We start from the raw sequence: 24082 nt of genomic DNA on the forward strand, positions 1-24082 counted from the left end.
TCAGATGGCGGTCAAGATCATACGCATGGCCACTATCGGGCTTTCGCTCGACACCTTCTGCCGCGGACTGCTGCAGGAACTTTCGGCTGACTATGAGGTGGTGGCGCTTTCATCGCCTGACAGCCACCTCGACAGCCTCGGAAAGCGCGAAGGAGTGCGCACCATAGGCGTGGAGATGAAGCGCGAGATAGCCCCTCTGGCAGATCTCCGCTCCCTGATCAGGCTGGTCAGAGAGTTCAGGCGCGAACGTCCGCAGATGGTCCACACAATGACACCCAAGGCCGGCCTGCTCGGCATGATGGCCGCACGGATTGCCGGAGTGCCCCTGCGGGTCCACACATTCACCGGACTGCTCTTCCCTACTGCAACCGGGCTCAAAAAACAGATACTGCGTCTGACCGACCGCCTGACATGCGCCTGCGCCACTCACATCATCCCTGAAGGCGAGGGAGTCAGAAACGATCTTATTGCCGGAGGCATCACCCGAAAGCCCCTGCGCGTTCTCGGCCACGGCAATGTCCGCGGAGTGGACCTTGACCATTACAGGCCATCGGAATCCATTGACGCTCAAGCCGCAGAGCTCAGACGTAGGTTCGGAATCCGGCCCGGCGACAAAGTGCTACTCTATGCCGGACGTGCCGACCGCGACAAAGGCATAGCCGAGCTGACCAAAGCATTCCGCACCCTCGGCCGCAAGGACACCCACCTGCTTTTGGCAGGTGACTTCAAAGACTCTCCACTACTGCCCGCCGACATGAGCAACATCCACCTTTCCGACGGATGGACAGCCGACATACGCCCCTGGATGCGTGCCGCCGACATCTTCATTCTCCCAAGCTACCGCGAGGGCTTCCCCAACACCGTGCTTGAAGCCGGAGCGATGTGCCGCCCATCGGTTGTCACTGACATCAACGGCTCGCGGGAGATAATAACCGACTGTGTGAACGGACTGATTGTGGAACCACGGACCGTGGCTCCTCTGCGCGAGGCAATTCTGAAACTCATATCCGACCCGGCTCTCTGCCACGAAATGGGGCTGCGGGCGCGTAAAAACGTAGAGCTTAAATTTTCGCAGCCATATGTCAGATCCTGCCTGAAAGAATTTTACCGGACCATTATCCCGACAGCACAATGACAGGCTTCCTTATCAGCATAAAACACCGCTTCCCGGCCATCTGGCGCGCCGTAGAGTGGGCCAACGGCAAAGCCATGCGCCTGCGCTACCCCCGTCTCGGCATGATAGCCACTGAGAAAGCCTCGTCCGTCTCACTCGCCGGATTCCGCTTCTCGCCCCTGCAGGAAACAGATCTGACTGATCTTCACCGCTTTCTGATGACACTCCCGGAGGACAGCGTGGCCTACTTCAACCCCCATGCCTTCACGCTGCCCGCCCTGCGCAGACTTCACCGCAGCGGATCGTTCGTCATGCTCGGAGTCAGACAGGGAGACACACTTGTAGGCTACCACTTTCTGCGCTGTTTCGCCAGCGGACGCTGCTTCCACGGGCTCGTGGTCAGCCCCTCGGCGCAGGGCCGTGGCATCGGCACCGCCATGTGGGATCTCGGAGCCCGCATAGCCACAGCCGCAGGCCTCGCCATGTTTGCCACCATATCCGAACACAACCACCCCTCACTGACATCCTGCACCCGCGGCTGCCACACCACCATAGCCGACCGCCTCCCCGGCTCCTACCTCCTCATCCGCTGCCAACCGAAAAAACACAAAGCATAAACACGGCATCAAAGGCACAATTTTATCCATTTTTTTCACATGAGCCATTTTTATGTTAAATCTCTTTGTGAGATTTTTGGAATTTAGTATTTTTGCGAACTCGGATGAATTATCTTCTACTGCTTTAACAATCCGGCATTCAACTGATTCTTATATAACGCCTTGATTCATCCCTGTCTTATTGATAGTAAACGCGATTCTTCTTTAAAAAACACAGTTAATTTAACCTTGCTGACAAAAGAAATCTTTGACCGCTTTGCAGGCTTTATCGGCCTTGCTGTAGCCATCCCTGTCATTTTGCTGACATGGATAGCGATAGCGATCGTCATGCCCGGCGCTCCGGCCATCTTCCGGCAGAAGCGCGTAGGCAAGGACGGCAGACTGTTCACGCTGGTCAAATTCCGCACCATGCGTCCGGCTCACGGAGGCTCTTCGGTCAGCGTGGCCGGCGAAAGCCGCATCACTCCTCTCGGAGCCGTGCTGCGCCGGTGGAAGATCGACGAACTGCCGGAACTGTGGAATGTAATCAAGGGCGACATGAGTTTCGTGGGCCCAAGACCCGACGTGCCCGGCTATGCCGACTGCCTCGAAGGAGACTGCAGACGCATACTCAGTCTCAAACCCGGCATCACCGGAGCCGCGACTCTCCGCTACCGATATGAAGAAGAAATACTCGCCTCTCAGGAAGATCCGCAGACATACAACGACAGCGTGATCTACCCTGACAAGGTGCGTCTGAACCTGCTCTATCTTGATAGCCGCTCGTTCGGACTTGACCTGCGGATGATACTCTCCACCGCTCTCCCCTCGCTCCAAAGCCGCCTTCTCCCCTCTGAATTCCATGCAATCATGCCCGGAAGCGAACTGAACACCCCGACCACACAATCAGTCAACATATATGCAAACTAAGAAAATACATCTTTGCCTCGCCCATATGAGCGGAGCCGAACAGCGCTTTATCGATGAAGCTTTCGCCGACAGTTGGGTTGTACCCCTCGGCCCGAATGTGGACGGTTTTGAAGAAGATCTCAAAAAGTTCCTTACTGACGGAGATCCCCGGTCAGAAGGAAAAGAAATAGCCGCCCTCTCGGCAGGCACAGCCGCCATCCATCTTGCCCTTGTGCTTCTCGGTGTGGGCCAGGATGATGAAGTGATCTGCCAGAGCTTCACGTTTGCTGCCTCGGCCAATCCCGTGGTCTACCAGGGAGCCAAACCGGTGTTTGTCGACAGCGAGGCCGGATCATGGAACATGGATCCCGACCTGCTCGACGCTGCCATTGCCGACCGCATCGAAAAAACCGGACGCAAGCCGAAAGCCATCATTGCCGTGCATCTCTACGGAATGCCCGCGCAGATGGACCGCATCTGCGCCGTGGCCGACAAATGGGGCATACCCGTTGTGGAAGATGCCGCCGAAGCCCTCGGATCGAAATATCAGGGCCGCATGTGCGGAACTCTTGGCCACTTCGGCATACTGAGTTTCAACGGCAACAAAATGATCACCACCTCAGGTGGCGGAGCACTTGTGTGCCCCGATGCCGAGAGCAAGAAACGCGCACTCTTTTTCGCCACCCAGGCCCGCGAGCCATTCCCCTACTACCAGCATGAGCATATAGGCTACAACTACCGGCTGAGCAACATTTCAGCCGGAATAGGTCGCGGGCAGATGACGATTCTCGACGAGCACATAGCCCATCACCGCCGTCTGGCAGCTCTCTATCAGGAACTGTTCGCCGAAATTGACGGCATCAGCTACCACGCCAATCCGTCAGCCGAAAGTGACAGCAACTACTGGCTGAGCACCATCGAGATCGACCCTCAGGTGACCGGCAAGACCCCGGAGGACCTGCGCCTGCACCTTGCCGCCATCAACGTGGAGACCCGCCCGCTCTGGAAGCCGATGCACCTGCAGCCGGTATTCGCCCAGGCCCCGGCCTATGTCAACGGCGTCAGCGAAGCCCTCTTCGGCCGCGGCCTCTGCCTCCCCTCCGGCCCCTGCGTCAGCGAAGACGATGTCAGAATGATCGTGAACGAAATCAGAAACTGCATCAACGGCTGACCCTTCCGCACCTAACAAGACTCACACCAGGCAACACCACATAACAACACACACCACCGTGAACCGGACACTGCTGACAAGAGAATTTGCGCGCCACAATCTGTCGAGATGGATTGTGCTGCTTCTCGACTGCTCGATGGTCTATCTATCGGGACTTGTGGCATGTGTGGTGAACCACGGACTGGCCAACACCGTCAGCAATCTCGGCCTTATACTTCAGACCATGCTGATCTATCTCAGCCCCTTTGCCGCCGGTTTCCTCCTGTGCGGGACCTACCGCAACATCTTCCGCCGCACCTCTTTCCCCGACCTTGTCCGCGTCTGCATGGCTCTTGCGTTTGCCGTAACAGTCATCATGCTGCTGCGCATATTCCTCCACGCCGACAATGTGCTCTTTGCCATCCGCCTGCGCGACCTAATTCTGCTCTCGCTTCTTGCAGTCACCACCATCTGCGGAATGCGAGTCGGAGTCAAGACTCTCTATGACCTCTATCTGCGCTACACCACCAGCGGCGGAGCCTATGGCTACAGTGAGCGCCAGCTCATCGACCTCGAAATGGCCGATCTGCTTGACCGCAACCCTATAGAAGTTGACATGGACGAAATCCGCGCCAAACTTTCAGGGCGCCGCATTCTCGTCACCGGCGCAGCCGGAAGCATAGGCAGCGAACTTGCCCTGCAGCTAGCATCGCTCCGCCCGCAGAGACTCATTCTTATAGACCAGGCCGAGTCGCCGCTCCATAACCTGCGGCTCGAACTGGAGCGTCTGTATCCCAAAACAGACTGCGTCTACATAGTAGCCGACATCTGCAACGGCCCGCGCATGGAGCGCATTTTCGCCTCGGAAAGCCCTGAAATCGTATTCCACGCCGCAGCTTACAAGCATGTGCCCCTCATAGAGGAGAATCCGGTTGAAAGTGTGACCAACAACGTAGGGGGCACCCGTCTCATAGCCGACCTTGCCGTGAGCTACAAGGTGGAGAAATTCATACTCGTCAGCACCGACAAGGCCGTCAACCCGACCAATGTGATGGGCTGCACGAAACGTATCTGCGAGATGTACTGCCAGAGTCTTTCAAGCAACCGCCCCGACGGCTGCCGCTTCATCACCACCCGCTTCGGTAACGTGCTCGGCTCACAAGGCTCGGTAATACCGACCTTCCGCAGCCAGATACGCCGCGGAGGTCCGGTAATGGTGACCCACCCAGACATAATCCGCTACTTCATGCTCATACCCGAAGCCTGCGCGCTCGTGCTCGAAGCCGCTATCCTCGGCAAAGGCGGCGAAATATTCGCCTTCGACATGGGCAAACCGGTCAAGATCGTAGAACTCGTCCGCCGTATGATAGCCCTCAGCGGCCGTTTTGATGTAAAGATAGAATACTGCGGACTGCGCCCCGGCGAAAAGCTCTATGAGGAACTCCTCACTGAAAAAGAACAGGTGATACCGTCGTCGCATCCAAAAATCAAGATTGCAAAGGTCGAGCCAAGCGACAAACGCCGAGTGTCAGCCCAGGTCAACGAACTTCTCGCCACGGCCCACACATTCAACGCCATCGCCACCGTGAGGTCCATGAAACGCATGGTGCCGGAGTATATCTCAAACAACTCACCCTACTCCGCCCTCGATCCCTCACCTTCGGGACCGCAACCTTCGCTCGAAGTAAGCCCGACAACAACCGATATATATCATAACAAACCTGAAATCCAACCTATCGCATAAAGCTATGTACCTTCTCAAGCTCAAGACTTTAAAGCGTTTGCTCTATCCCGCGCTGTCACTGGCAGCTCTGTGTCCGGCCTTCACAGCCGCCGCGCAGGCTCCCTCGTCATACGAGGACTTTGACCGGCAGTACAAAGACTACCGGACAGTCTATTCAGACACTACTGACACCGACTTGCCTACCCGCACCGAGGTTGTCAAGGAAACAAACCAGCCATTCGGAGTGGTTACAAACAAGTTCGGCAAAAACTGGTTTGTATTCGCCACAGCCGGAGCCCACACATTCCGCGGCGACTACTCCGGACGCGGAAAGTTCGGCGGCACCATCTCGCCTGACTTCGGTATCGGCGTTGGAAAATGGTTCACTCCGGGCGTAGGCGTGAAATTGGAATTCATCCGCTCCGACTCCAAGGGCTACACCGAATACCTCACCGGCCACTATGGCTACGGGGGTATCATGCAGGCTCCTGACGGAACACCCTACCGCAAGATGAGAACCCGCTGGTGGGATATCGGCGCAAGTGTCATCTTCAACCTCTCGCGCCTTATCCAGGGCTATGAAGGAGCTGACAGCCCCAAACTCATGAACCAGTTCATGCTCAACGCCGGTATCGGCGGTGTGCACCACATGGGCTATGGCCACAGCCACGGATCAGACAACGAGCTCAGCGCACATCTGGAGCTGCAATACAGCCGCTTCTTCACCCGCTCGAAGCGTTTCTCGCTCGACTTCAAGCTCCGCGCTCTTCTCTATCAGACCAACTTCGACCTCGAATACGGCCAGGCAAATCATGCGGCCAACAAGTGGGACTCGAATCTCGGCGCCGATCTCGGCTTCACATTCTATCTCGGCTCAAAACGTGCCCGCAGCTGGCGCATGGGCGCTACCCACACCTACACCCGCGACTACCGCGAACGTCAGATCCGCGAAGTACGCGTCAAGGAGGGCGATCCCGCCAAGTTCACCGAAATCACATTCTACGTGTTCTATCCCAACAACTATTCCGGACGTAACGATGCCCCGACCATAGCCTCAAGTCCTGTCAACGCCATTGACTACCTGACAGGGGGTATCTACACCCAGCGCCGCTTCGAGGACAACGGTGATGTGGCCTCGCGCCTCGTGGCCGGACGCACTCTCAAGGGTCTGCCCACCGAAGACCTGCCCACCGAACCGGCTGACCGCGACTTCGCCATCACCTCAGTGCCCCGCGGATATGAAATGGGCGAAGGTCCGATCTCTCTGAGCCTCGCTCCTTCCGACATGTCTGACTTCCGCCAGAGCGCAGGCTTCTACTACGCCCCGATATATGGCGACCAGCACCTCTGGCACTACCGTATCGACGATGCCACCCGCTCTCAGAAGCTTCTGAGCGAAGACAACTACTATGAGACCCAGACCTTCGGCCTCAACGCCCACAAGGGTCTTGAAACCATCCGTGAATACTTCGACATAGACCGCGGCGAATATCTCGTCAGTCTTGCCGACATCTATGCGGCCGTGAAGTCAAACCAGGGCCATATAGCCAAGCATGCCGATCAGGAGACTGTCGATGACATCCGCCACATTATTGAAAACGGTGTGATCACAGGCATTCTGGTGGAAGGTCTCGCCACAAGCCAGGACAACTTCACCGGTCCTGACGCCAAGCAGGTGGGTCTCGACCGTAACACAACCCTCTCGGACAACCGCGCCACCACGGTGCTCAACTGGCTCCGCGAGTCAGGCAAATTTGACGGTGTAGACTCCAAGACCTACCGTGTCAACTCGTTCAAGAACTCAGTGCGCGGCATAGGCCGTGTGGACGATCCTTCTACCCGTGGCATTGATGCCAAGATGAACCGCTGCGTGAAGGTGCACCTGCAGTACATCCTCCCGCAGAAATAACATATTTCCCCGCACATAAAAACAATAGAAAAAAACTCCGGACGGAAGCTTCCATCCGGAGTTTTCTATTATGCAGTCTTAGAGATACTATAATTACATTTATCTGATGATATATAGTCAATATGTCATCGGATACCACATATCTGACATTTCTGTAGGCAATCTGCGCGCTGTGGCCGTTCAGCGGATTTCCTCCCAGTCGGCGTCGCTTACCTGTGGTTCGCGGGGAGTGTATGAGGAGCCTTGTTTTTCATTGGTCTCCGAGGCCGAGAATTCGGTTTTAACTTCAATCTCTTCGAAGTCCACATACTCGCCTTCGTCGCGGCTGAATATCTTTTTGCGCCCCCTTGGCTTATGCTGCTGCCTGCGCTGCTGCCCGAAAGGCGATGCTCCGGGACTGAATCCTGTTCCGCCTCCGAAGGCCTGGTTAAACATATCGTTGACCTTCTGGGTATATTTCCGCCGGGCATAGCTCAGCAGGAGCGGCTTGACGATAAGCCACACCAGATAGAGTATAAGTATTGTTCCAAAGAAAGTTAACATGTCAGAAAGATGAAGGTTTTGCTGAATGCTGACCGTGGGGAGGTCTACGGTTACTTCTCATCCGCCTCGGATGCGTCAGGATCTGTGCGCTTGCCAAGAAGCGAGATCAGAATGTAGAGCACAATTGTCCAGGCAAAGCCCGAAACGCCGTCGGTGATGACGAAAAGCACTGTGGCCGCCATGATCACATAACGTCTAACATTCTCGCGCAGCGAAAGGTTGGCGAATTTGAGTGAAAACATCTTTATTTCGCTCACCATAAGCAGCGAAACCACTGCAATGAGCACTGCCATCACCGCATCGCCGGGATAGGCGTGATCGGTGATCCAGGCGAGTGCACCCACCCAGAAGATGGCGTTGGCCGGAATAGGCAGACCGATGAACGAGGTTGTCTGACGGGTGTCGACGTTGAATTTGGCAAGACGCAGGGCACCCATCACGGCTATAAGCAGCGCGAATGCGCTCACCCAGAGCGGACTGCCGGCCCGAAGCATGGTGTTCATCACGAGGAATGCCGGAGCGAGGCCGAAGCTGACAAGGTCGCTCAGCGAATCAAGTTCCTTGCCAATGGGCGAATAGGCGTGAAGAAGGCGGGCCGACATGCCGTCCCAGAAGTCGAAGGCGGCGGCGGCGCCAATGCACACGAAAGCCCACTGCAATGCGCTCAGCCCTGCGGTGGGCAGGTCGAGATTAAAAGCTAAAAACACCGCCGTACATCCTGAGAGGAGGTTGAGGCAGGTGATTGTATTCGGAATATAAGTGCGGATTGATTTCAATTGATGATACTGTGTTTTATATGATAACCTTATTAGTCATCAGGATGTTCGCGCAGACGGGCCACTACCGAGACACCGCCCGTGGTCTTATCGCCGATCTTGACGAAGACTTCGGCATCAAGCGGGAGATAGATGTCGACACGCGATCCGAATTTGATGAAGCCCATGTGGTCTTTGATGTCGGCGATGTCGCCCGGTTCGGCATAGGTGACAATCCGGCGGGCAACGGCTCCGGCAATCTGCCTCATGAGCACTTCCTGGCCATTGGTGGCGCGGATAAGCACTGTCGACCGTTCGTTTTCGATGCTCGCTTTCGGGAGATAGGCACTGAGGAAACGGCCGCTGTGGTGGCGCACCATCAGCACCTCGCCGTCAACCGGAAACCAGTTGGCATGTACGTTGAACACCGACATGAATACCGATAGCATTCTGACACGGCGGCGCAGCACCTCCGGCTCGAATACTTCCTCAAGCGCCACGACGGTACCGTCAACCGAGCTTACCACCACATTGTGGCGGTCGCCGTGAAAGGCACGTTTCGGCGAGCGGAAAAAGTTGACTACGAGCAGATAGAAGATCGCGGAGATGACAGTGAAAGTAGTTGGGATCGCAGCGGGACGGATGAACATCCATGCCGACAGATTGATCACAATCATTATCAGCATGACAACTATCAGTATATTGATTCCTTCGCTGTGGATCTTGACTTTCATTAGATTCGAGGATAGGGGTAGTATCAGAGGGGCTGACAGCCCGTTGCGTTCTCTTAATTTGCAAAGTTATGCAAACTTTTCCATTTATCAAAACCGACTGTTAAAAATTTCCGTCCGCCTGATTTCTAATTATGGCGAATTCGCCATAATTAAGAGGGTGTTTAAAAAGGCGTCCGACTCAGGCGTAGAAACTGCGGCGGATGGTGCGGGTGATGGCCGCGAGGTTGCCGAGGGTTATCAGGAGCATCAGGCCGATGCCTGTGCCGACGGTAAGCCATGCCGACTCCGGTTCGCTTCCAAGCGCGCGGAGCGGGGCACTCCACCAGGCGGAGGCGGCAAGCATTACTGCCATTGCGGTTAAAAGCACTCCGGCATTGACGGCGATGACTATCAGATGGTAGTGGCGCGACACCTGGGCCGGTGAGTAGCCGAGCTGCATGAGATCATGGATCTTGGTGCGGTTTTTCTGCAGCAGGAGGTAGATGCTGAGCATGAGGATGAAGAACGCGAGGATGCTGATGATCAGCCCCACGCCGATGACCACCGTGGTCACGACCGAGAGGAAAAATGCGGCCTTGCCGTTGTCGGCACGGTCGCCGGCCGTTTCATAGCCGTGTTCCTCAAGGTAGCTTTCCACCTGCGGATCGCCGGGACGGTCGAGCATCACTATCAGTCGCGACGGCGCTTCAGCCGGAGTTTCGGAGAATTCTTTATTGGCCCACTGCATGAACTCCTCAGGCACAGCTATGGTGTTGAGACGCGAGGAAAAGCCTACAATGCGGGCGTCGACCCACTCCTGACGGCCGTTGCCGCTGAGCGAGAGTTTCAGAGGCACCATGCCGATCACTTCTTCTGAAACCTGCGGCATGCCGCGCGAGGTGGCGAAGCCGAAATTGTAGAGCGAGAGATAGTCTTTGGAGAGAATCACGGGCACATATGACGAACGGCCCGGCTCATAGGTCCATTCTTTGGGGGTGACATCGAAAAATTCGTCAGGGATGGATTCGAGAAAGAGCGCCGACCCCATCGAGCTGCCGCCGAGTTCCACTTTGGCATAGACATTGAACGAGGCCGAGCTGAAGCGGCCAACCTTGCGGACCCAGGGCCGCGAGGCTATGTCGGCGATATCTTGTTCACTGAAACGGGTGTCACCGGCCGAGGCGGATGACCGGCCGAAGAGACCGCTGACTCCCTCCACCCGCTTAGATAGGATCAGGTAGTCTTTGGAGATGAACGAGTCATCGTCATTCCAGACCGAGCTGACATCTCGGTAAAACTGAATGGCGGTAAGCACTATGGAAAGGCCCACGAAACTGGCCAGTGCATAGCCGGCTATCTGACCGGCGCTTATATTGTGGCGCAGGAGGCGCCAGACTGTATTGTTTGACATTTTCAGAAGTTGTATTTGTCTAGGCAAAGCCGCCGGACAGATTAAGAGGGTGCATATCAGAGCCTCATCAGCTCAAACTCTTCGAGGCGGATCTTGTTGCCGACCGAGGTGGCGATTACAGCCGCACCCTGCCGTCCGGCTTCCTCGGCTATGAGAGAGGCCACGGCCTGATTGTTGCGGGCATCGAGATGGCTCACCGGCTCGTCGATAAGAATAAAATCAAACGGCTGACAGAGAGCGCGGATGATGGCCGCCCGCTGCTGCTGCCCTACTGAAAGGCGTCCGGCTCTTTCGCCGGCTTTACCCTCGATCTCAAGGCGCGAAAGCATACGGCGGATTTCGTCACCGCTGCGGAAATCGGTCAACCGGTTTTTTATCATCACGTTTTCCATCACGGTCAGCTCAGGGAACAGGCGCATCTCCTGGGGCAGATAGGCTAGAGAGCGGCGTCGCAGCTCACACCAGCGGTCGATGCTCAGGGCTGCCGCATCCTGCCCGTCGAAGAGAATACGGCCCTCATAGTCGCGGCGGCTTCCGTAGATGAAGGCGCAGAGCGACGATTTGCCCGTGCCGCTCTCGGCCTCGATGATATAGTTGTGTCCGCGGCTGAAAACCACACTTTCTCTGAGCCAGAGCTCCGAATCCTTGACCGGAGCCTCTTTCTCGCTGCCGCGGAACACCTGCGGCAGCACTCTATTCAACTCAATGTTCTCTATCATAGCAATGCTGAAAGTATGGCCTGGAGGATGGGCTGCGTTGTGCCCGTGAGAGCCAGTTCGGCCGTGGTGCTGCCCTGACCGGTCTGGCCGGTAAGTCTGAAACCGAAAGCGGGAGCCGCCGGACTGAGGCTGCGCAGCGATGGCAGTTCAAGCATAACGGCTCCGTCCTTGCCGGAGAAGAGCGGCGCGAGACTGTTCTGACGTGTATTGTCGAAAGGCATGTTGCTAACGGCGAAATAGCCATCGACATTGCCGAGATAGAGATTCATGCCGTATTGCGGCACGATCAAAAGCCCCTGGTCGGTCATGCGCGGACTCATTCCTGCCACAAACATAGAGTTCCGCACCATGTTCATGATCTCGGTGATTTTCTGCTGAGGCATGTGGGCCATCAGTATGAAGTGCCAGTTGCCGGGGTCGATCTCACTGTAGGCCTGATCATTGGCCGGACCGGCGGCAAGCATTACAGTGCCGTTGATCGACTGCAGATAGGGAGTGACCACAGCCATCATGCCGCGTGCCTGGAAGCCTCCGAAGGCGCTGACAGCCTGAGTCAGTACACTCCAGTCGAAATCCGGTGTCAGCCCTACGGCAAAGGCGAAGCTGAACGAATCCGGAATATATGAGAGCACAGCCTTATTGACAGGCTGGAGTCCGTCTGCGGCCACGGTGGTGCCATCGGCCTGCATGACCACGCTTCCGGCTACGAGTTTATTGTCCTTGATATCGCAACTGATAGTGGCCCATAGGCTTTCCTGAGCCGCCTGAGCGCCATCGTCCTTCTTGCCGCCCTTTGCTGCGGCATCACAGCTGAGAGCCATGTTGAGCAGCCCCTGGCCTTCAAGCATCCCGCAGATTCCGGAAAGAGCCGTCAGCGGAGACTTCCCGGCTTTCTTCTGCAGCTCTCTGACAGCCTTGACGGCATCTTTTGCATCGGTCAGCCAGAAGCGGTCGTCGCCTGTAAGAGCCGTGAAACCGCCCCACTGGCCCTGCCGGAAACCGTCTTTGGCCTCAGTCCATCCGATCTCTCCGGAAGTAGCCTCGGCAAACTTGTCGCAGTCGCTGACCAGAGCCGTCACATAGATGACTCCGTCGCGATCCCTTGCCCAGGCCATGCGGTCGATATCGCAGACCCCGGAGCGGTCCATGACATCGGCAAGGTCCACAAGATCCCGGAAGCGGCCTTCCGGAGCAGCGAGACCATCGGTAGTGACTCCATTAGGTCCGAATTTGAATCCGGACTGGCTGAGCACACTTTTCAGACGCACGAACCCTACATTGTCGACCTCAGCCGGAATCGCGTCAAACAGCGCCTCGTCTTTCGAACACGACGCCACCGCGACCCCAAGAATAACCACAGCCACCAAAGGCATCAGAAACGACCTCACAGCAGCCGCCCTAAAAAATTTCATATTCATAAATATTGCAGGAGTTGTTCATCAGAGGAACTATATTTGTAGGGCCCTCTGATGGTATGTTATACAATTTTTCAAAATGATGAAGAGATTTTCCAAGCACAAAGATAATGATTAGCCCTGACATTGTAACGTTCAGTGCTCAAAAATCATTGGTTCTGAGTTCAGAAGACCATAACTGCCACAGGCAGCAGACTGCCCGGCGATAAGAGCCGGAGCGCCAGTAAACAGAAGAAGCCGTTGCAGACTATCCGCAACGGCTTCCAGAGGCATGTTTTCTGTGTGTTTCAAGATTTTTTACAAAATCGCATCTTCTGCCACATGCAAACAGAGATTGTAAATAAAATCAGAATTCATTATTCGATTTTTCCTTTTTTCTTTGAAAGGCGAAGGTAGTAGCCTGAGAAATCGTTTTTCTTGCCTACTTTCAGCTTGGTATAGCCAAGTTCCTGAGCAGCCTTCATGGCCTCAGCCTCAGCACCTTCGGCATTTGCTATGATTTCATCGGCACCGGTGGTGTTGAACCACACACCGTTTTTCTCGACCTTTGCAGAAGCTACTTTCTTATAGATCATCTTGTTGGTCTTCTCGTCGAGCTGCTGTTCGAGCACTTCATATTCGTCTCCTTCATTCACACCTTCCTTCGATCCGATCTTTGCGTAGAGAAAACCATCAGCCGATTTTGAAATAGGCACCGTGGTGCGGAACACTTCATTCTCAACCTGCAGTTTGGCGAGGGCCATATCAATCGCACGGGCTGTTGCCGAAGCGGCGAGCTGGTCAAGAGTCTTGGTTTTATCTTTCTTAACGCCTGAACGGGCCTTGGTCTGTCCGACATATGACAGCTTGCAGAGGCCGGCGTCAAGAAGGTCCTGAAGAGTAGCGTTTTCGTTATAAAGCACCTTGTCGCTCAGAGCCATGTCGATATCATCGTTCCAGTCGAGTTTATAAAGGTTGGTGACGGCGGTCACGGAATACATATCCTTCATGAGACCGTTGATGGCCGCTTCGGTTCCTTTCTTGGCGCCGAAAGCCGCAAGGCTGCCGAGAGCGCCGGCATTCTGTGCGGCCACAGCAGCAACGCCGCCCACCATGTCAGAGATTTCCTGGGCTACAGCCTTGTTGTTGCGGAAACGCAGGTTGGTTGCCACGACAAAGGTGTTGTTGAGCAGTTCGAAGCCCTGTGAAGAAAGCATTGCCTTGAATTCGGCATTGGCATTTGCCTTTGACAGCTCTGCGGCAGAAGCGTTTTCCAGTCCGCGCTCCTGAATGAGTCCGGTGTTGAACTGGGGTTTGCCTTCAGGATTATAGCCATACCACTTGGCCACCATGTAGTCTGCCACCTTGTTGTCGGCAAGGAACTTGTTGACAGCCGCATGCATGTAGTCATCCACCTTTTCCACTCTGACAAGCGAAGATTCCTGCTTTCCGGAAGCACCTGCAAGCAGAGATCCGCCGAGGCCTTTCATGAACTTGCCGGCACCGCCGCTTTTGGGGCGAGCGGACTTGGCTTCTTCATCGGTCATATCGGCAGTCAGCGCATCAAAGTCGATGATACGCCACTGGAGATTGTGGTCATTGAACTGTTCGGGAATAGCGATCGAAGGGAACACCATCTGGGGCACACCGCCGAGGCTCGAAAGGCCTGATTCCTGAAGAGTCAGGGCATAACCGGCCGAGTCGGTTTCGATAGCCTCTCTGTCGAGACGCTGGTTCTGGTCATTGGAATTAACGAGTACCGTGTAGATTGAACTGCGCATGAATTTCACGTCTTCGCCTTTCATGATTCCGTGTGTTCCCAACATAGCCACAAAGCAACTTGCCAAGATAAGTCTGTTGATTTTCATCTGTTTCTGATTTTTATATGTTGTATAATATATTAAGTGCGTGTTTTTACATCATCCGGCGACAGGTCACCAGGCAATCCAGTTGTTTTTGACCACTGTCTTGGGCTGGTTCTGAGCCCAGGCCACAGCCACCTGGCGGGCAGCGTCGATGCGCTGCTTTTCAAGTTCGACCGCATTGCGGTATTTCTCCTTGGTCTCGAAAACATAATCCTCCCTGACCGATGCGCTTATCTTCTTTCCGAGAGCCTTGGCTTTGGCATAGCATGCAGCCGAGGGATCAATCCGGCTAAGATAGCCGTAGGCCGCGCGTCCGCCTTCAGCCGATGGATCTGAAGCCCATTCGCCTTCGGCCTGTGCGAGGAGCATGGCGCCGTCATAGTCGATCTTGTCCTGATAGATACTGCTGGCCAATTCAGCGGCCTGTGCGTAGCCGGCACAGCATTCCGGAATCGACGTTGACCAATAGAGAGCCTCGTCATAGTCACGGGCTTTCAAAGCCTTCTGAGCCTTGGCCATGTAGGTGGGATAGTTTTTGTCGAAATAGTCCACTATCTTGGCCTTGCCGTCTTCCACGAAGTTGATAAATGACGGATTCCGGGCATTTAGGCTTCCGAGTGCGCGAGTGAGCGCCTGCTGGTCAGAGGCTCCTACGCCTTTGAGCGGGAATGTGGCGGTGGCGAACACCTTTCTGTTTTCACCGTCGCAGATGGCAAGCTGAAGATTGGTCTTCACAAGCACACGTCCGCCCACTCCGCCGGCTTCCTGGCTGAAAGCCTCGTCGAAGCGTCCGGTCAGAAAGAACTGGCAGTCATAGTCACCTGCCGCAACTCCTACATGGGTCAGCACCGTTTTCAGCTTGGCTTCAAGCTGACGGGCCACAGCCGCCGGCACCTGGTCACCTTCCATTATGGGCGCGATGCCCATACCGATCTCGCAATCGGCTGCCGCTGCTGCCACCGGCATTGCGGCTATGGCCGCGCCAAGCAATATCTGTCTGAGTTTCATATTTTTGTTTAAGTTAGGGTTCTTTATTTTACACTCTTGTTATTTCTCTCCGATATAGATACGGGCGGCACCAAGACCGGTTGATGCGTTTTCAGCCACGAGACCAAGTGATTTCAGCTTGTCCTGAAGACCTTTGACCCAGCGAGACGCATCCTGCGGACGACCGTCGGAGCCATTGAGAGGGATTCTCACCTGATCGTAGCGGGCCATGTTGCGGCCGCCTGAACGCTGGCTGAACTGATGGTTGACAGTGTTGTCGCTCACCCAGTTATAGATGATTTCCGAGAGTTCCTGACCTTCGAACTCCTGGTTCATGGTAGTGCCCGAACCGTTGTCGATAATGCGTACATCAAGGCGGATCTCACGGCCGTTTGCATGGATATCATCAAAATAAGTTTGCAATTTCTGGCAGAAGTCATCCATATTGTTTTTAGCCGTCTGCTTGAGAGCCACGCTCAGAGGCACTGTGCGCCGCATCTCTCCGGTCTGGCCGGCGATAGGAGCTACCGACTTGTTTGAATAGGTGTCAATGGCTTCGATGCGATAGTCTGCCGAATAGATCGAACCGGCATTGTTTATATTCCAGCCAATCTTAAGAGTGATGTCCGGTTTGTTGCGCTTGAGCAGTTCATCATAGGCATTTGTCTGCACACCGGAACCGGTTTCGGCACCCTCAAAGGCTTCGTCAAGCATTTCATCCTCATCGTCAGTTTCAGACTGCGACTCTCCGCTGATAACAGGGAAGTTACGCTCGGCCATGATCTGTGAGATGGCAAGCTGCACATTTTTGAAATCCGGGTCGACAAGAGCCTTGTCATAGTCCTCGCGCTGACGCACTTTTCCATTGCGTTCGGTCTCGATGACATAACCTTTTTCGATACACCAGGTCTTGTCCGGGACAATCATCAGTTTGGGAGGAGCGGCAAGCAGTGTCTGTGCTGACAGGACCATACAGGTGCCTGCCAGTATTTTTGCGAATAATTTCATAAGATGGTATTCTATATATTGTTTTGATCAGGTTAAAATAGTATGCTGTATGGCTCTTATAAGAGGGTGTTTCATAACAATAGTTAAAATCTGAGCGAAAGATTTGAGATGGATATGGCTCTGAATTGAAGGAGCATAGCGAGCTATGTGACTGAAATGAAGATCCATAGCCGCTCAAAGCTTTCGGAGGCGATTGTATTGTCTTTTTGTAAATAGTATATTCCATTTGTTAAAATTTTTAAGTTACCTGAGCCTTGGTGTCTCTTTTGCTAAATTGTTGAAGCTCGTCAGTCGCATAGCTCGCTATGCTTCTTCCTCCCTTCCAACAATTTATCTAAAAGATACACCACTCAGATTTTAACTCTTGTTATGAAACACCCTCTAAATTTCTCAATGACGGGTTCCTTCCTTGAGCACTCCGTCTTTTTCAAGTTGTCGGCGCAGGCCTTCACGGTCTACAGTCACAATCACGCCATAGTTTGAAATTGATTTTCCCTTGGCCTGAAGCCTGCTGGCCTCACCGCCTTTTTCCTCTTTGACAAACTTGCGGTATTCTCCGCCATCGCTGAAAAACGGATTGAAATATTCCGAATAACGCTCGCGGGCATTCACTTCCGGAACAAGCGGAGTCTGATTGCACTCGCCGGTGCCTTTGATGCCTTTGAAAAGCACATCATAGACGGCGTTTTTCTTGGCCTGCTCTATGGCATCGCCCTTGGAAGTGCCTTTGCCCCAAGCCCGAAGGGTCTGAGAACCGTCATGTTCAACGCCGAGACACTGAGTCTCGAAAGAGGAATAGGCCGCGGATGAAGCCACCGGAGTGGTGATTTTTTTTGAGCATGAGCCTAATGAGGCAACGATTCCTATCGCAGCCGTTACTAATATTGCTGTTTTCTTCATAAATATTCAGATAAGCGGATTTCAGAATTCATATCCGAGGCGGAGACAGGCAAAACTTGTGTATTTGCACGTCTTCTCCAGCCGGGAATTATAGGTGGCTATGTCCTGCCCCATGTAGCTGATGCCGATGGTGAAGGCATTGCGGGGCTCGCCGATACGCAAGCCGAGTGTGGGGCGGAAAAATGCGCCGTCACGCACCGATGCGCCGGCCTCTATGCCCCAGTAAGGCACCACCGTGCGGTAAAGGCCGGGTATCAGATTGCCTCTGACGGTTGCAAACAGCGGCATGCCCCACTTGATGTCGGAGCGACGGAGAGGCCCCTGGTCGATGTAGTATCTCGGACCGATGCCTACGCCTACTTTCAGATACTGGCAGAAACGGTAGCCTACGGTGAAATCTACCTCGGCAAGGCCCATGTTGTGGCCTCGCAGATGGCACGACACACCGCCGAGCACCTCGGCGCTGAACCACACCGAGCGTTCAAACTGGGAATATTGCTGCTGATTGGGGTCATAGCCCTTTCCGGGGATTCTTTTTACCTGGTTTTCCTGCGCCGATACTCCTATGGAGATCAGCAGGGCGGCGATAAAGGTGAGTATCTTTTTCATAGTTTACCATCCGCTTCTGAGTGACTTGATGATATTGTCTTTCTCTAACTTGCGGCGCAGTTCCGGCTCATTCACGGAAACAGCCTGGCTTACATGATATACCTTGCCGCTTTTGACCACCTTGCGGGTGTCAGGAAGCACCGAGGCATATTTTGAAGCGGCGCCGCTTGCAAAGAAGTCTGCGAAATAGTCGGCATGTGCGTCCTCTGCGTCAGGGCTTCCGGCAACTGCGGGATGGCTGACCGAGGCATCGAATGACGAAGTGTTTGATTTATCGACCCATCCACTGAAAAGCACAGCTCTGACGGCACAGCGTGTGAGATCGGCATCAGTAACCTTGTCGGCTTTCTTGGCGGCACAGGTAGCCACAACCACCGGACGGCCTCCGTTTCCGACACCTTCGCCTGTCACGGACACATCTGTGACCTCAGGTGCTTTTGCATTTGTAAACAGACTGACTACTATGCAGGCAAGCATAACGGCAAATTTTTTCATAATTCTATCAGTATTGATTTTGGTTTAGATTTAAAAAATAAGTGATCAGAGCATTCTGCAAAGCCTAAAAAAAAGATTTTTCCATAGCAAAGATTACCACTGTAACACAAAGCAACAGATAGCTTTTTCAGAAAGCAGTTTTGCAAATGTATAAAAAATGTTACTTTTTACCCCCCCCCAATAGTTAAAATACGTTAATTGTAAAATAAATCTAAATAAAACCCACGGCTCTTTCATTTAAGATTTCGTCTCATTCTCGACAAATGTGTTATTTTATAGCGAGAGCAGTACGGGTGGAGAGGCTTTAACCTCTGATTTTCAAGAAAATAAGTGCAATGAAAATTTGGCCAAGTGGCAGATTTTTAGTAACTTTATAGGTGATAATCAAAGAGTTACGCCAAAAAAAATGAAGCCACTTGACCAAGTCTGTTCGACTGACGCCTATGCGCCTGATCATACCGCAAAAGTACACAATAAATTTGACACAAGGCGCAGTATCATGGAAGAACTTCGAGCGTTTGCCTCATCCGTGCCGGATTTCCGTAGATTGGACAAAGGCAATTTCCGTCACAGCCTCAACGATATCATCATGCTGATGATACTCGGACGTATGGCCGGATGCATCGGACGAGCCGAGATATTGGAGTTCGGCAGATACAACCTCAACAAATTACACAAAATGGGCCTGTTAAGGAACGGCGTACCATCTGAGGCCACGCTTTGCCGTGTGGAGAACGGCATCAACGATATGGATATGGCCGACAGGATGCAGCAGTTCGCAGACATATTCCTTGAAAGACTTACTTGCGCCAGCCGCATCATTGAAATAATCTGCATTGACGGCAAAGCCGAGCGCGGCACCGTTCAGGAAAACGGGCGAAGCCCGGATATCGTCTCTGCCTATTCGTTCAGCACCGGCATAACAATCGCCACCGAAGCCTGTCAGGAAAAGAGCAACGAGATAAAGGCCATACCGATACTTCTTGATAAAATAGATGTCGCAGGAAAGATTGTCACAGCCGACGCAATGTCTATGCAGAAGGATATTGTCGAGAAAATCAGAAAGAAAGGCGGAGACTTTCTGATAGAACTCAAAGCCAACCAGCCGTCATTGCGATACGGCATTGAGGACAGGCTAGTGGAACACACACCGGTATATTCTTACACCGAAGGTCCCGAACTGGCCCACGGCAGGATAGAGACGAGAACCTACCGCGTATATGACGGACTGGACATTATCGCAGACAAGAAGAAATGGGGCGGAAACATGACCATCATAGAGTATGAATCGTCCACAGTCAAAAAGTCAACAGGAGTACACACCTCAGAAAAACGCCTGTACGTCAGCAGTATGCCTACGCATACTCCGAAGCCAGGAATCTTCGTGCGCAACCATTGGTCAATAGAAAGTATGCACTGGGGGCTGGACTACAATCTTCAGCAGGACAATATAAAACGCAAGTCGACGAGAGCCGCCAGAAACCTCGATACCATACAAAGAATAGTTTACTCGGTGTTCTCAATATGGAAAGGACTTCGCAAGAAACAATCAGATAAGAATAAAGGCATAGCCGAACTGATCAGACATATCTCGATGAGCTTTACCAGACTGATTCGATTTTTAAGTCAAAAGTGAAAAAAATAAGATTTTGATACCAGAATAACTCTTTGATATACAGACATGGAAAAATTACCCGATTCTCAATGAACCGGGTAAGGGAAGATATGCTATTTATTTTAGGTTAAATGAAAGAGCCGTGAATAAAACCCCTTTTTCATAAAAATATACACAATGCCGTACGTGCCGTTAAAAAATCTTTTTCAGGCAATAGAAGGAGACAGCGGCAGTCAGCACTCCCGGCACGAGAGCCCAAAGATGGCCGGCGGTCATCGCCACTATCACGCAGATGGCTATCGCCACAACCTCCAGACACACCGCAAAAACAAGCCGGCGCGGCACCCGCAGGCGGTAGCGACGGCAGTAGACCACGGCGATGATCGCCACATAGAGCAGATACCACAGAGTGTAGCTCACACCCAGGCCGCTGACACCCCACAGCCTGAACGCTACGATGTTCAGGCCGAGCGCGGCCACAGCGCTTATCGACTCGGTGAGGAGGAATGTCGGGCCGTCGCCCTTGGCGAGGATGACATATGACATGCAATAGGAAACCGCCCGCAGCATGACTCCGACCATAGCGATTGTCACAAACGGCACTGCCACATCAAACTCAGCCGAGTAGAGCAGGCGCACCGCCAGTTGGGCCAGCGGCACGAACATGGCCACGAATGCTGTCAGCAGCAGGGTCAGCAGCCTCATTTCATGGGCCACGAAAGTGCGGATTCTGAGCGGCGAGGAGGCCACAGAGGCCAGGCGCGGATAATATTCCATTGCTATTGCGCTCATTATCAGAGCCGGATAGCGGTTCACCATCGTGAAACCTGCCTGATAGAAGCCCACGGAGTTCTCTCCGCCGGTCTGGTTGAGCCACGCAATGAACACATAGTTCAACACTTGGGCTATGACATCGGTGGCAGTCATATAGATGCCGAGCATGATGAAGTGACGGCCTGCCTGCCAGGTTTCGCGCAACCCTGTGCGCAGAGCTTTGCCCGGAAACTTTACGCGCCGGCCCATAAGAGCCAGATTGGTCACAAGCACATAGGCTATGATCGAAGGAACAACGCTTTCAAGACCCAAGAAATAGAACATAGGAACTGAAACGGCCAAACCGCCCACCATTCCCCAGAGCGAAGCCCGCGCCAGTGCGCGCAAGCGGCCTGTGCCCTGCAGCACAGCCTCTTCAGAGGCCGAGACAGCCATGAGGAAGACAGCGATCGCAAGCGCCATATAATATAGGGTGCGATCATATGACCCGAAAGTCGACTTGCTCAGAAACGGGGCGGCGACAAGCATCGCCACGCAGCCTAAAAGGCCGAGCATCAGTCCCCAGCGCCTTACCACGGCCACGATCCCTGCCAGCGAGGCGCTTCCGGAATGAGAGGCGATGTCACGGACGGAACTTGATCTGAATCCAAGCTGCGAGAATGACTTTACCATGTCAACGGCACTGTTGAAAATGCCGAACAGCGCCACTCCCCCCGGACCGAGCCAAAGCGCCACAAGCTTTACCCTGACCACGCTGCACAGAATGCCTACGCCCTGAACCCCTCCGAATAGGCCCATTGCCTTCAGCACCTTGGCACTCAGCCCGTGGGCGCCACGCAGTTTTCCGATGCCCATCAGTCAGCAGCCCTCCTCCCGAAGGGTCTGACACGAAGCGCCATGTAGGCGGCACCGTAAATAAAATTGATGAGAGCCGGAAAAAATTTCATGATTCCGCGCTTCTTCCCGCGCCATGCCGCCAGTACGAAGCGCGGCAGGAAGGTCAGCGGATAGATCAGCGCGGTCACGGCTCCCATGCCTCGGTAGACCCCGCGGTCGGCAACCCGGCGGTTTCCGGTGGTCAGCCCGCGGTGCACACAAAGATCCACAGGAAACAATACTATCTTATGTCCGGCCCGACGCGCTGAAAGAAGAAACAGTTCTTCCTCACCGCATTTCAGCACCGGAGCCCCCAGCCCGAACTCTTCATGAAACCTCAGCGAGCCGGAGCGGCCCTCCCTGCGGATGGCAATCTCCATTGATGTTGTATAGTAATCTTTCGGCAGATGCCCGGCTATGCGTACCGGGCTTTGCGGATAGACCTTCTCATAGCCACCGCAGCCATTGCTGTAGCGGAAGAGACCGATGTCAAGATCCGGATCGGCTTCAAAAGCCGTTCTGACGGCCTCAAGTCCCTGCGGAATATAGTCAAGGTCATCATCGGCAATAAGCAGCACATCGGCTGACGCATGGTCAAGCGCATGGTTGCGGTTGCGGCTCAGCCCTTTGGAAGCGGTACGGATCACCCTGACATCTGATCGCGCCTCAAGCTGCTCAGGCAATAAGGAGTCCTCTCCTACCGTCTGCCAGCTGACAAGATAGCTTACGCCGGCCATCTGCGGCAGCGTCATGGCGGCTACACGCTTTATGCCGTCGCTTCCGAGAGTCGAGATCATGACTTCAAGAGACAGAGGCCGCTTATTCATGGCACGCCCCTCCCCTTCTGCCGTCACAGCAGCCTGCGGCGGCCAGACGGTTCTGCCAGAACTCCAGATTGCGCCGGGCCACCGTCAGATAGTGATTGTGTCTGATGACGAACTCCCGTCCGGCCAGACCGCGCGGACGTATGGCTTCGGGATGCAGTACTGTCTGCTCCAAGGCCCGGACGACGGATTCATAGTCAGGCTCCACATGTATCACCGGCTGCAGTTCCTTCTCTCCGATAAAGTCATAGAACTCCGGCGCTCCGCCTGACACGGTGTTAAGCCCGTAGGCCATAGCCTGCAGGGCGTTTGTGGCGGGCGTGTAGGAGTAGAGCTGGTCAAGGACCACATGAGCCGAGCGCATCAGTCCGAGATATTCCTCATACGGCCTGTTTTCCACTATTATAAGCTCGGCGCGTGAAGGATAGCGGCCGACCACGGCGCGGGCGGCGGCTTCCATCACATCGGTTCCCTTTTCAAGATAGCGCCCGCGGTAACGTCCGAGAAAAAAGCGCACTTTCTCTATCCTGTCAGGCAGGCTGACCAGCTGCAGGTCATCGACATTGATCGGAATGCCGCCATAAGCGATTTTTTCAGGAGGAAGAACACGCCGGAGCGCCACGTCATATTCATAGAGGGCCGAGACGGCACCGTCAGCCGTAGCCCAGATGTGATTTCCGAAATTTTTCAGCGGTTCGGAGAGCCATTCGGACACGAGTGATGGCTGCGCCTTGCACAGCGGCGACTGAGCGCCGAAGAGGCGGAACTCGCTGTAGCGTATTGGACTGGCGGGATCAATACACTCCTCCACATAGTTTGAATCGGTTCCGAGAGCCGTGCAGAACATCGAGCGGTTATTGGCGCGGAGATAGTCATAGATAGCCTGCGCTCTGTGCGGGCGCAGCTCGATGAAACTCTGGGTGGCGATGGAGACCACGTCGAAACCTGTCATTTTCTGCTTCAGCCCCAGGTGCCACCGCAGCCATAGCTCCAGACCTCCGGCCTTGCTTTTCCAGCGCCGCCCGGTGTCGATGTCGCGTCCGGTGTCGAGCCAGTGGCCTCCGTGAGAGGCAACAACGGCCTCATGACCGAGTTTCCGAAGACCCTCGGCCAAGGTGTGGTGAAATGATGATGCGTCACCTACCAGCAGTATTTTCAGGCGGTTGTTGTTTCCCATGACAGATCGGGGTGAT

Annotated in this window: 22 protein-coding genes; 7 read left to right on the forward strand and 15 right to left on the reverse strand. The window is 54.2% G+C overall.

Annotation, left to right across the window (positions count from 1 at the left end; genetic code table 11):
- Window positions 1–4: 4 nt before the first annotated feature.
- The 6 genes from FDZ78_RS06475 (at window position 5) to FDZ78_RS06500 (ending at window position 7401) form a co-directional block, all read left to right on the forward strand.
- Window positions 5–1135, forward strand: coding sequence for a glycosyltransferase family 4 protein (locus FDZ78_RS06475; RefSeq protein WP_136408261.1), 1131 nt, complete (start codon window positions 5–7; stop codon window positions 1133–1135).
- Window positions 1132–1731, forward strand: coding sequence for a GNAT family N-acetyltransferase (locus tag FDZ78_RS06480; RefSeq protein WP_107032806.1), 600 nt, complete (start codon window positions 1132–1134; stop codon window positions 1729–1731). The genes FDZ78_RS06475 and FDZ78_RS06480 overlap by 4 nt, the downstream gene beginning before the upstream one ends.
- Window positions 1732–1959: 228 nt before the next feature.
- Window positions 1960–2640, forward strand: a complete 681-nt coding sequence (locus FDZ78_RS06485) for a sugar transferase (RefSeq protein ID WP_107032807.1) — start codon at window positions 1960–1962, stop codon at window positions 2638–2640.
- On the forward strand, window positions 2630–3790 hold the full coding sequence (locus FDZ78_RS06490) for a DegT/DnrJ/EryC1/StrS aminotransferase family protein (RefSeq protein ID WP_124075654.1): 1161 nt from the start codon (window positions 2630–2632) through the stop codon (window positions 3788–3790). Before FDZ78_RS06485 ends, FDZ78_RS06490 begins: the two co-directional genes overlap by 11 nt.
- 58 nt (window positions 3791–3848) lie before the next feature.
- Window positions 3849–5513 (forward strand): polysaccharide biosynthesis protein, encoded by a 1665-nt coding sequence (locus FDZ78_RS06495; protein ID WP_370291791.1) that lies wholly within the window; start codon window positions 3849–3851, stop codon window positions 5511–5513.
- A 4-nt stretch (window positions 5514–5517) separates the two neighbouring features.
- Window positions 5518–7401, forward strand: a complete 1884-nt coding sequence (locus FDZ78_RS06500; protein ID WP_124075653.1) for a hypothetical protein — start codon at window positions 5518–5520, stop codon at window positions 7399–7401.
- Window positions 7402–7581: 180 nt separating this feature from the next.
- Here FDZ78_RS06500 and FDZ78_RS06505 read toward each other — a convergent pair whose 3' ends face one another.
- The 12 genes from FDZ78_RS06505 to FDZ78_RS06560 form a co-directional block, all read right to left on the reverse strand.
- Entirely contained in the window at window positions 7582–7944 is a 363-nt protein-coding gene (locus FDZ78_RS06505) for a DUF4834 family protein (protein ID WP_123398461.1), read from the reverse strand.
- Between the two features lie 50 nt (window positions 7945–7994).
- Complete coding sequence (pssA, locus tag FDZ78_RS06510) at window positions 7995–8720, reverse strand: CDP-diacylglycerol--serine O-phosphatidyltransferase (RefSeq protein WP_123398460.1); 726 nt, start codon at window positions 8718–8720, stop codon at window positions 7995–7997.
- A gap of 32 nt (window positions 8721–8752) precedes the next feature.
- A complete protein-coding gene (locus FDZ78_RS06515) occupies window positions 8753–9433 on the reverse strand; it encodes a phosphatidylserine decarboxylase family protein (RefSeq protein ID WP_107032090.1) in 681 nt (226 codons plus the stop codon).
- A 178-nt stretch (window positions 9434–9611) separates the two neighbouring features.
- The gene (locus tag FDZ78_RS06520; protein ID WP_136408262.1) at window positions 9612–10823 is read right to left on the reverse strand and encodes an ABC transporter permease; all 1212 of its coding nucleotides are present in this window, start codon (window positions 10821–10823) and stop codon (window positions 9612–9614) included.
- A 56-nt stretch (window positions 10824–10879) separates the two neighbouring features.
- On the reverse strand, window positions 10880–11542 hold the full coding sequence (locus FDZ78_RS06525) for an ATP-binding cassette domain-containing protein (protein ID WP_370291793.1): 663 nt from the start codon (window positions 11540–11542) through the stop codon (window positions 10880–10882).
- The gene (locus tag FDZ78_RS06530; RefSeq protein ID WP_124075652.1) at window positions 11539–12954 is read right to left on the reverse strand and encodes a hypothetical protein; all 1416 of its coding nucleotides are present in this window, start codon (window positions 12952–12954) and stop codon (window positions 11539–11541) included. The genes FDZ78_RS06525 and FDZ78_RS06530 overlap by 4 nt, the downstream gene beginning before the upstream one ends.
- A gap of 359 nt (window positions 12955–13313) precedes the next feature.
- The gene (locus FDZ78_RS06535; protein ID WP_136408263.1) at window positions 13314–14804 is read right to left on the reverse strand and encodes a hypothetical protein; all 1491 of its coding nucleotides are present in this window, start codon (window positions 14802–14804) and stop codon (window positions 13314–13316) included.
- A 66-nt stretch (window positions 14805–14870) separates the two neighbouring features.
- Complete coding sequence (locus FDZ78_RS06540) at window positions 14871–15809, reverse strand: hypothetical protein (protein ID WP_136408264.1); 939 nt, start codon at window positions 15807–15809, stop codon at window positions 14871–14873.
- 39 nt (window positions 15810–15848) lie between these two features.
- A complete protein-coding gene (locus tag FDZ78_RS06545; RefSeq protein ID WP_107032085.1) occupies window positions 15849–16796 on the reverse strand; it encodes a DUF6175 family protein in 948 nt (315 codons plus the stop codon).
- A 390-nt stretch (window positions 16797–17186) separates the two neighbouring features.
- Entirely contained in the window at window positions 17187–17696 is a 510-nt protein-coding gene (locus FDZ78_RS06550) for a hypothetical protein (protein WP_107032084.1), read from the reverse strand.
- A gap of 21 nt (window positions 17697–17717) precedes the next feature.
- Entirely contained in the window at window positions 17718–18305 is a 588-nt protein-coding gene (locus tag FDZ78_RS06555; RefSeq protein ID WP_107032083.1) for a hypothetical protein, read from the reverse strand.
- Between the two features lie 3 nt (window positions 18306–18308).
- Complete coding sequence (locus FDZ78_RS06560; RefSeq protein WP_107032082.1) at window positions 18309–18800, reverse strand: hypothetical protein; 492 nt, start codon at window positions 18798–18800, stop codon at window positions 18309–18311.
- Window positions 18801–19206: 406 nt separating this feature from the next.
- Between FDZ78_RS06560 and FDZ78_RS06565 the strand changes: the two genes are divergently transcribed.
- Complete coding sequence (locus tag FDZ78_RS06565; protein ID WP_240740280.1) at window positions 19207–20436, forward strand: ISAs1 family transposase; 1230 nt, start codon at window positions 19207–19209, stop codon at window positions 20434–20436.
- A 171-nt stretch (window positions 20437–20607) separates the two neighbouring features.
- On the opposite strand, the gene FDZ78_RS06570 is transcribed toward FDZ78_RS06565, so the two are convergent.
- The 3 genes from FDZ78_RS06570 to FDZ78_RS06580 are packed head-to-tail and all read right to left on the reverse strand — an operon-like array spanning window position 20608 to window position 24066.
- Complete coding sequence (locus FDZ78_RS06570; protein ID WP_107032081.1) at window positions 20608–22044, reverse strand: oligosaccharide flippase family protein; 1437 nt, start codon at window positions 22042–22044, stop codon at window positions 20608–20610.
- Window positions 22044–22892, reverse strand: a complete 849-nt coding sequence (locus FDZ78_RS06575; protein WP_124075648.1) for a glycosyltransferase — start codon at window positions 22890–22892, stop codon at window positions 22044–22046. The genes FDZ78_RS06570 and FDZ78_RS06575 overlap by 1 nt, the downstream gene beginning before the upstream one ends.
- Window positions 22885–24066: a hypothetical protein gene (locus FDZ78_RS06580; protein ID WP_124075647.1), complete on the reverse strand. Its 1182-nt coding sequence runs from the start codon at window positions 24064–24066 to the stop codon at window positions 22885–22887. The genes FDZ78_RS06575 and FDZ78_RS06580 overlap by 8 nt, the downstream gene beginning before the upstream one ends.
- Between the last annotated feature and the right edge of the window lie 16 nt (window positions 24067–24082).

Origin of the sequence: Duncaniella sp. B8, assembly GCF_005304985.1 — a bacterium.
Lineage (GTDB): Bacteria > Bacteroidota > Bacteroidia > Bacteroidales > Muribaculaceae > Duncaniella > Duncaniella muris.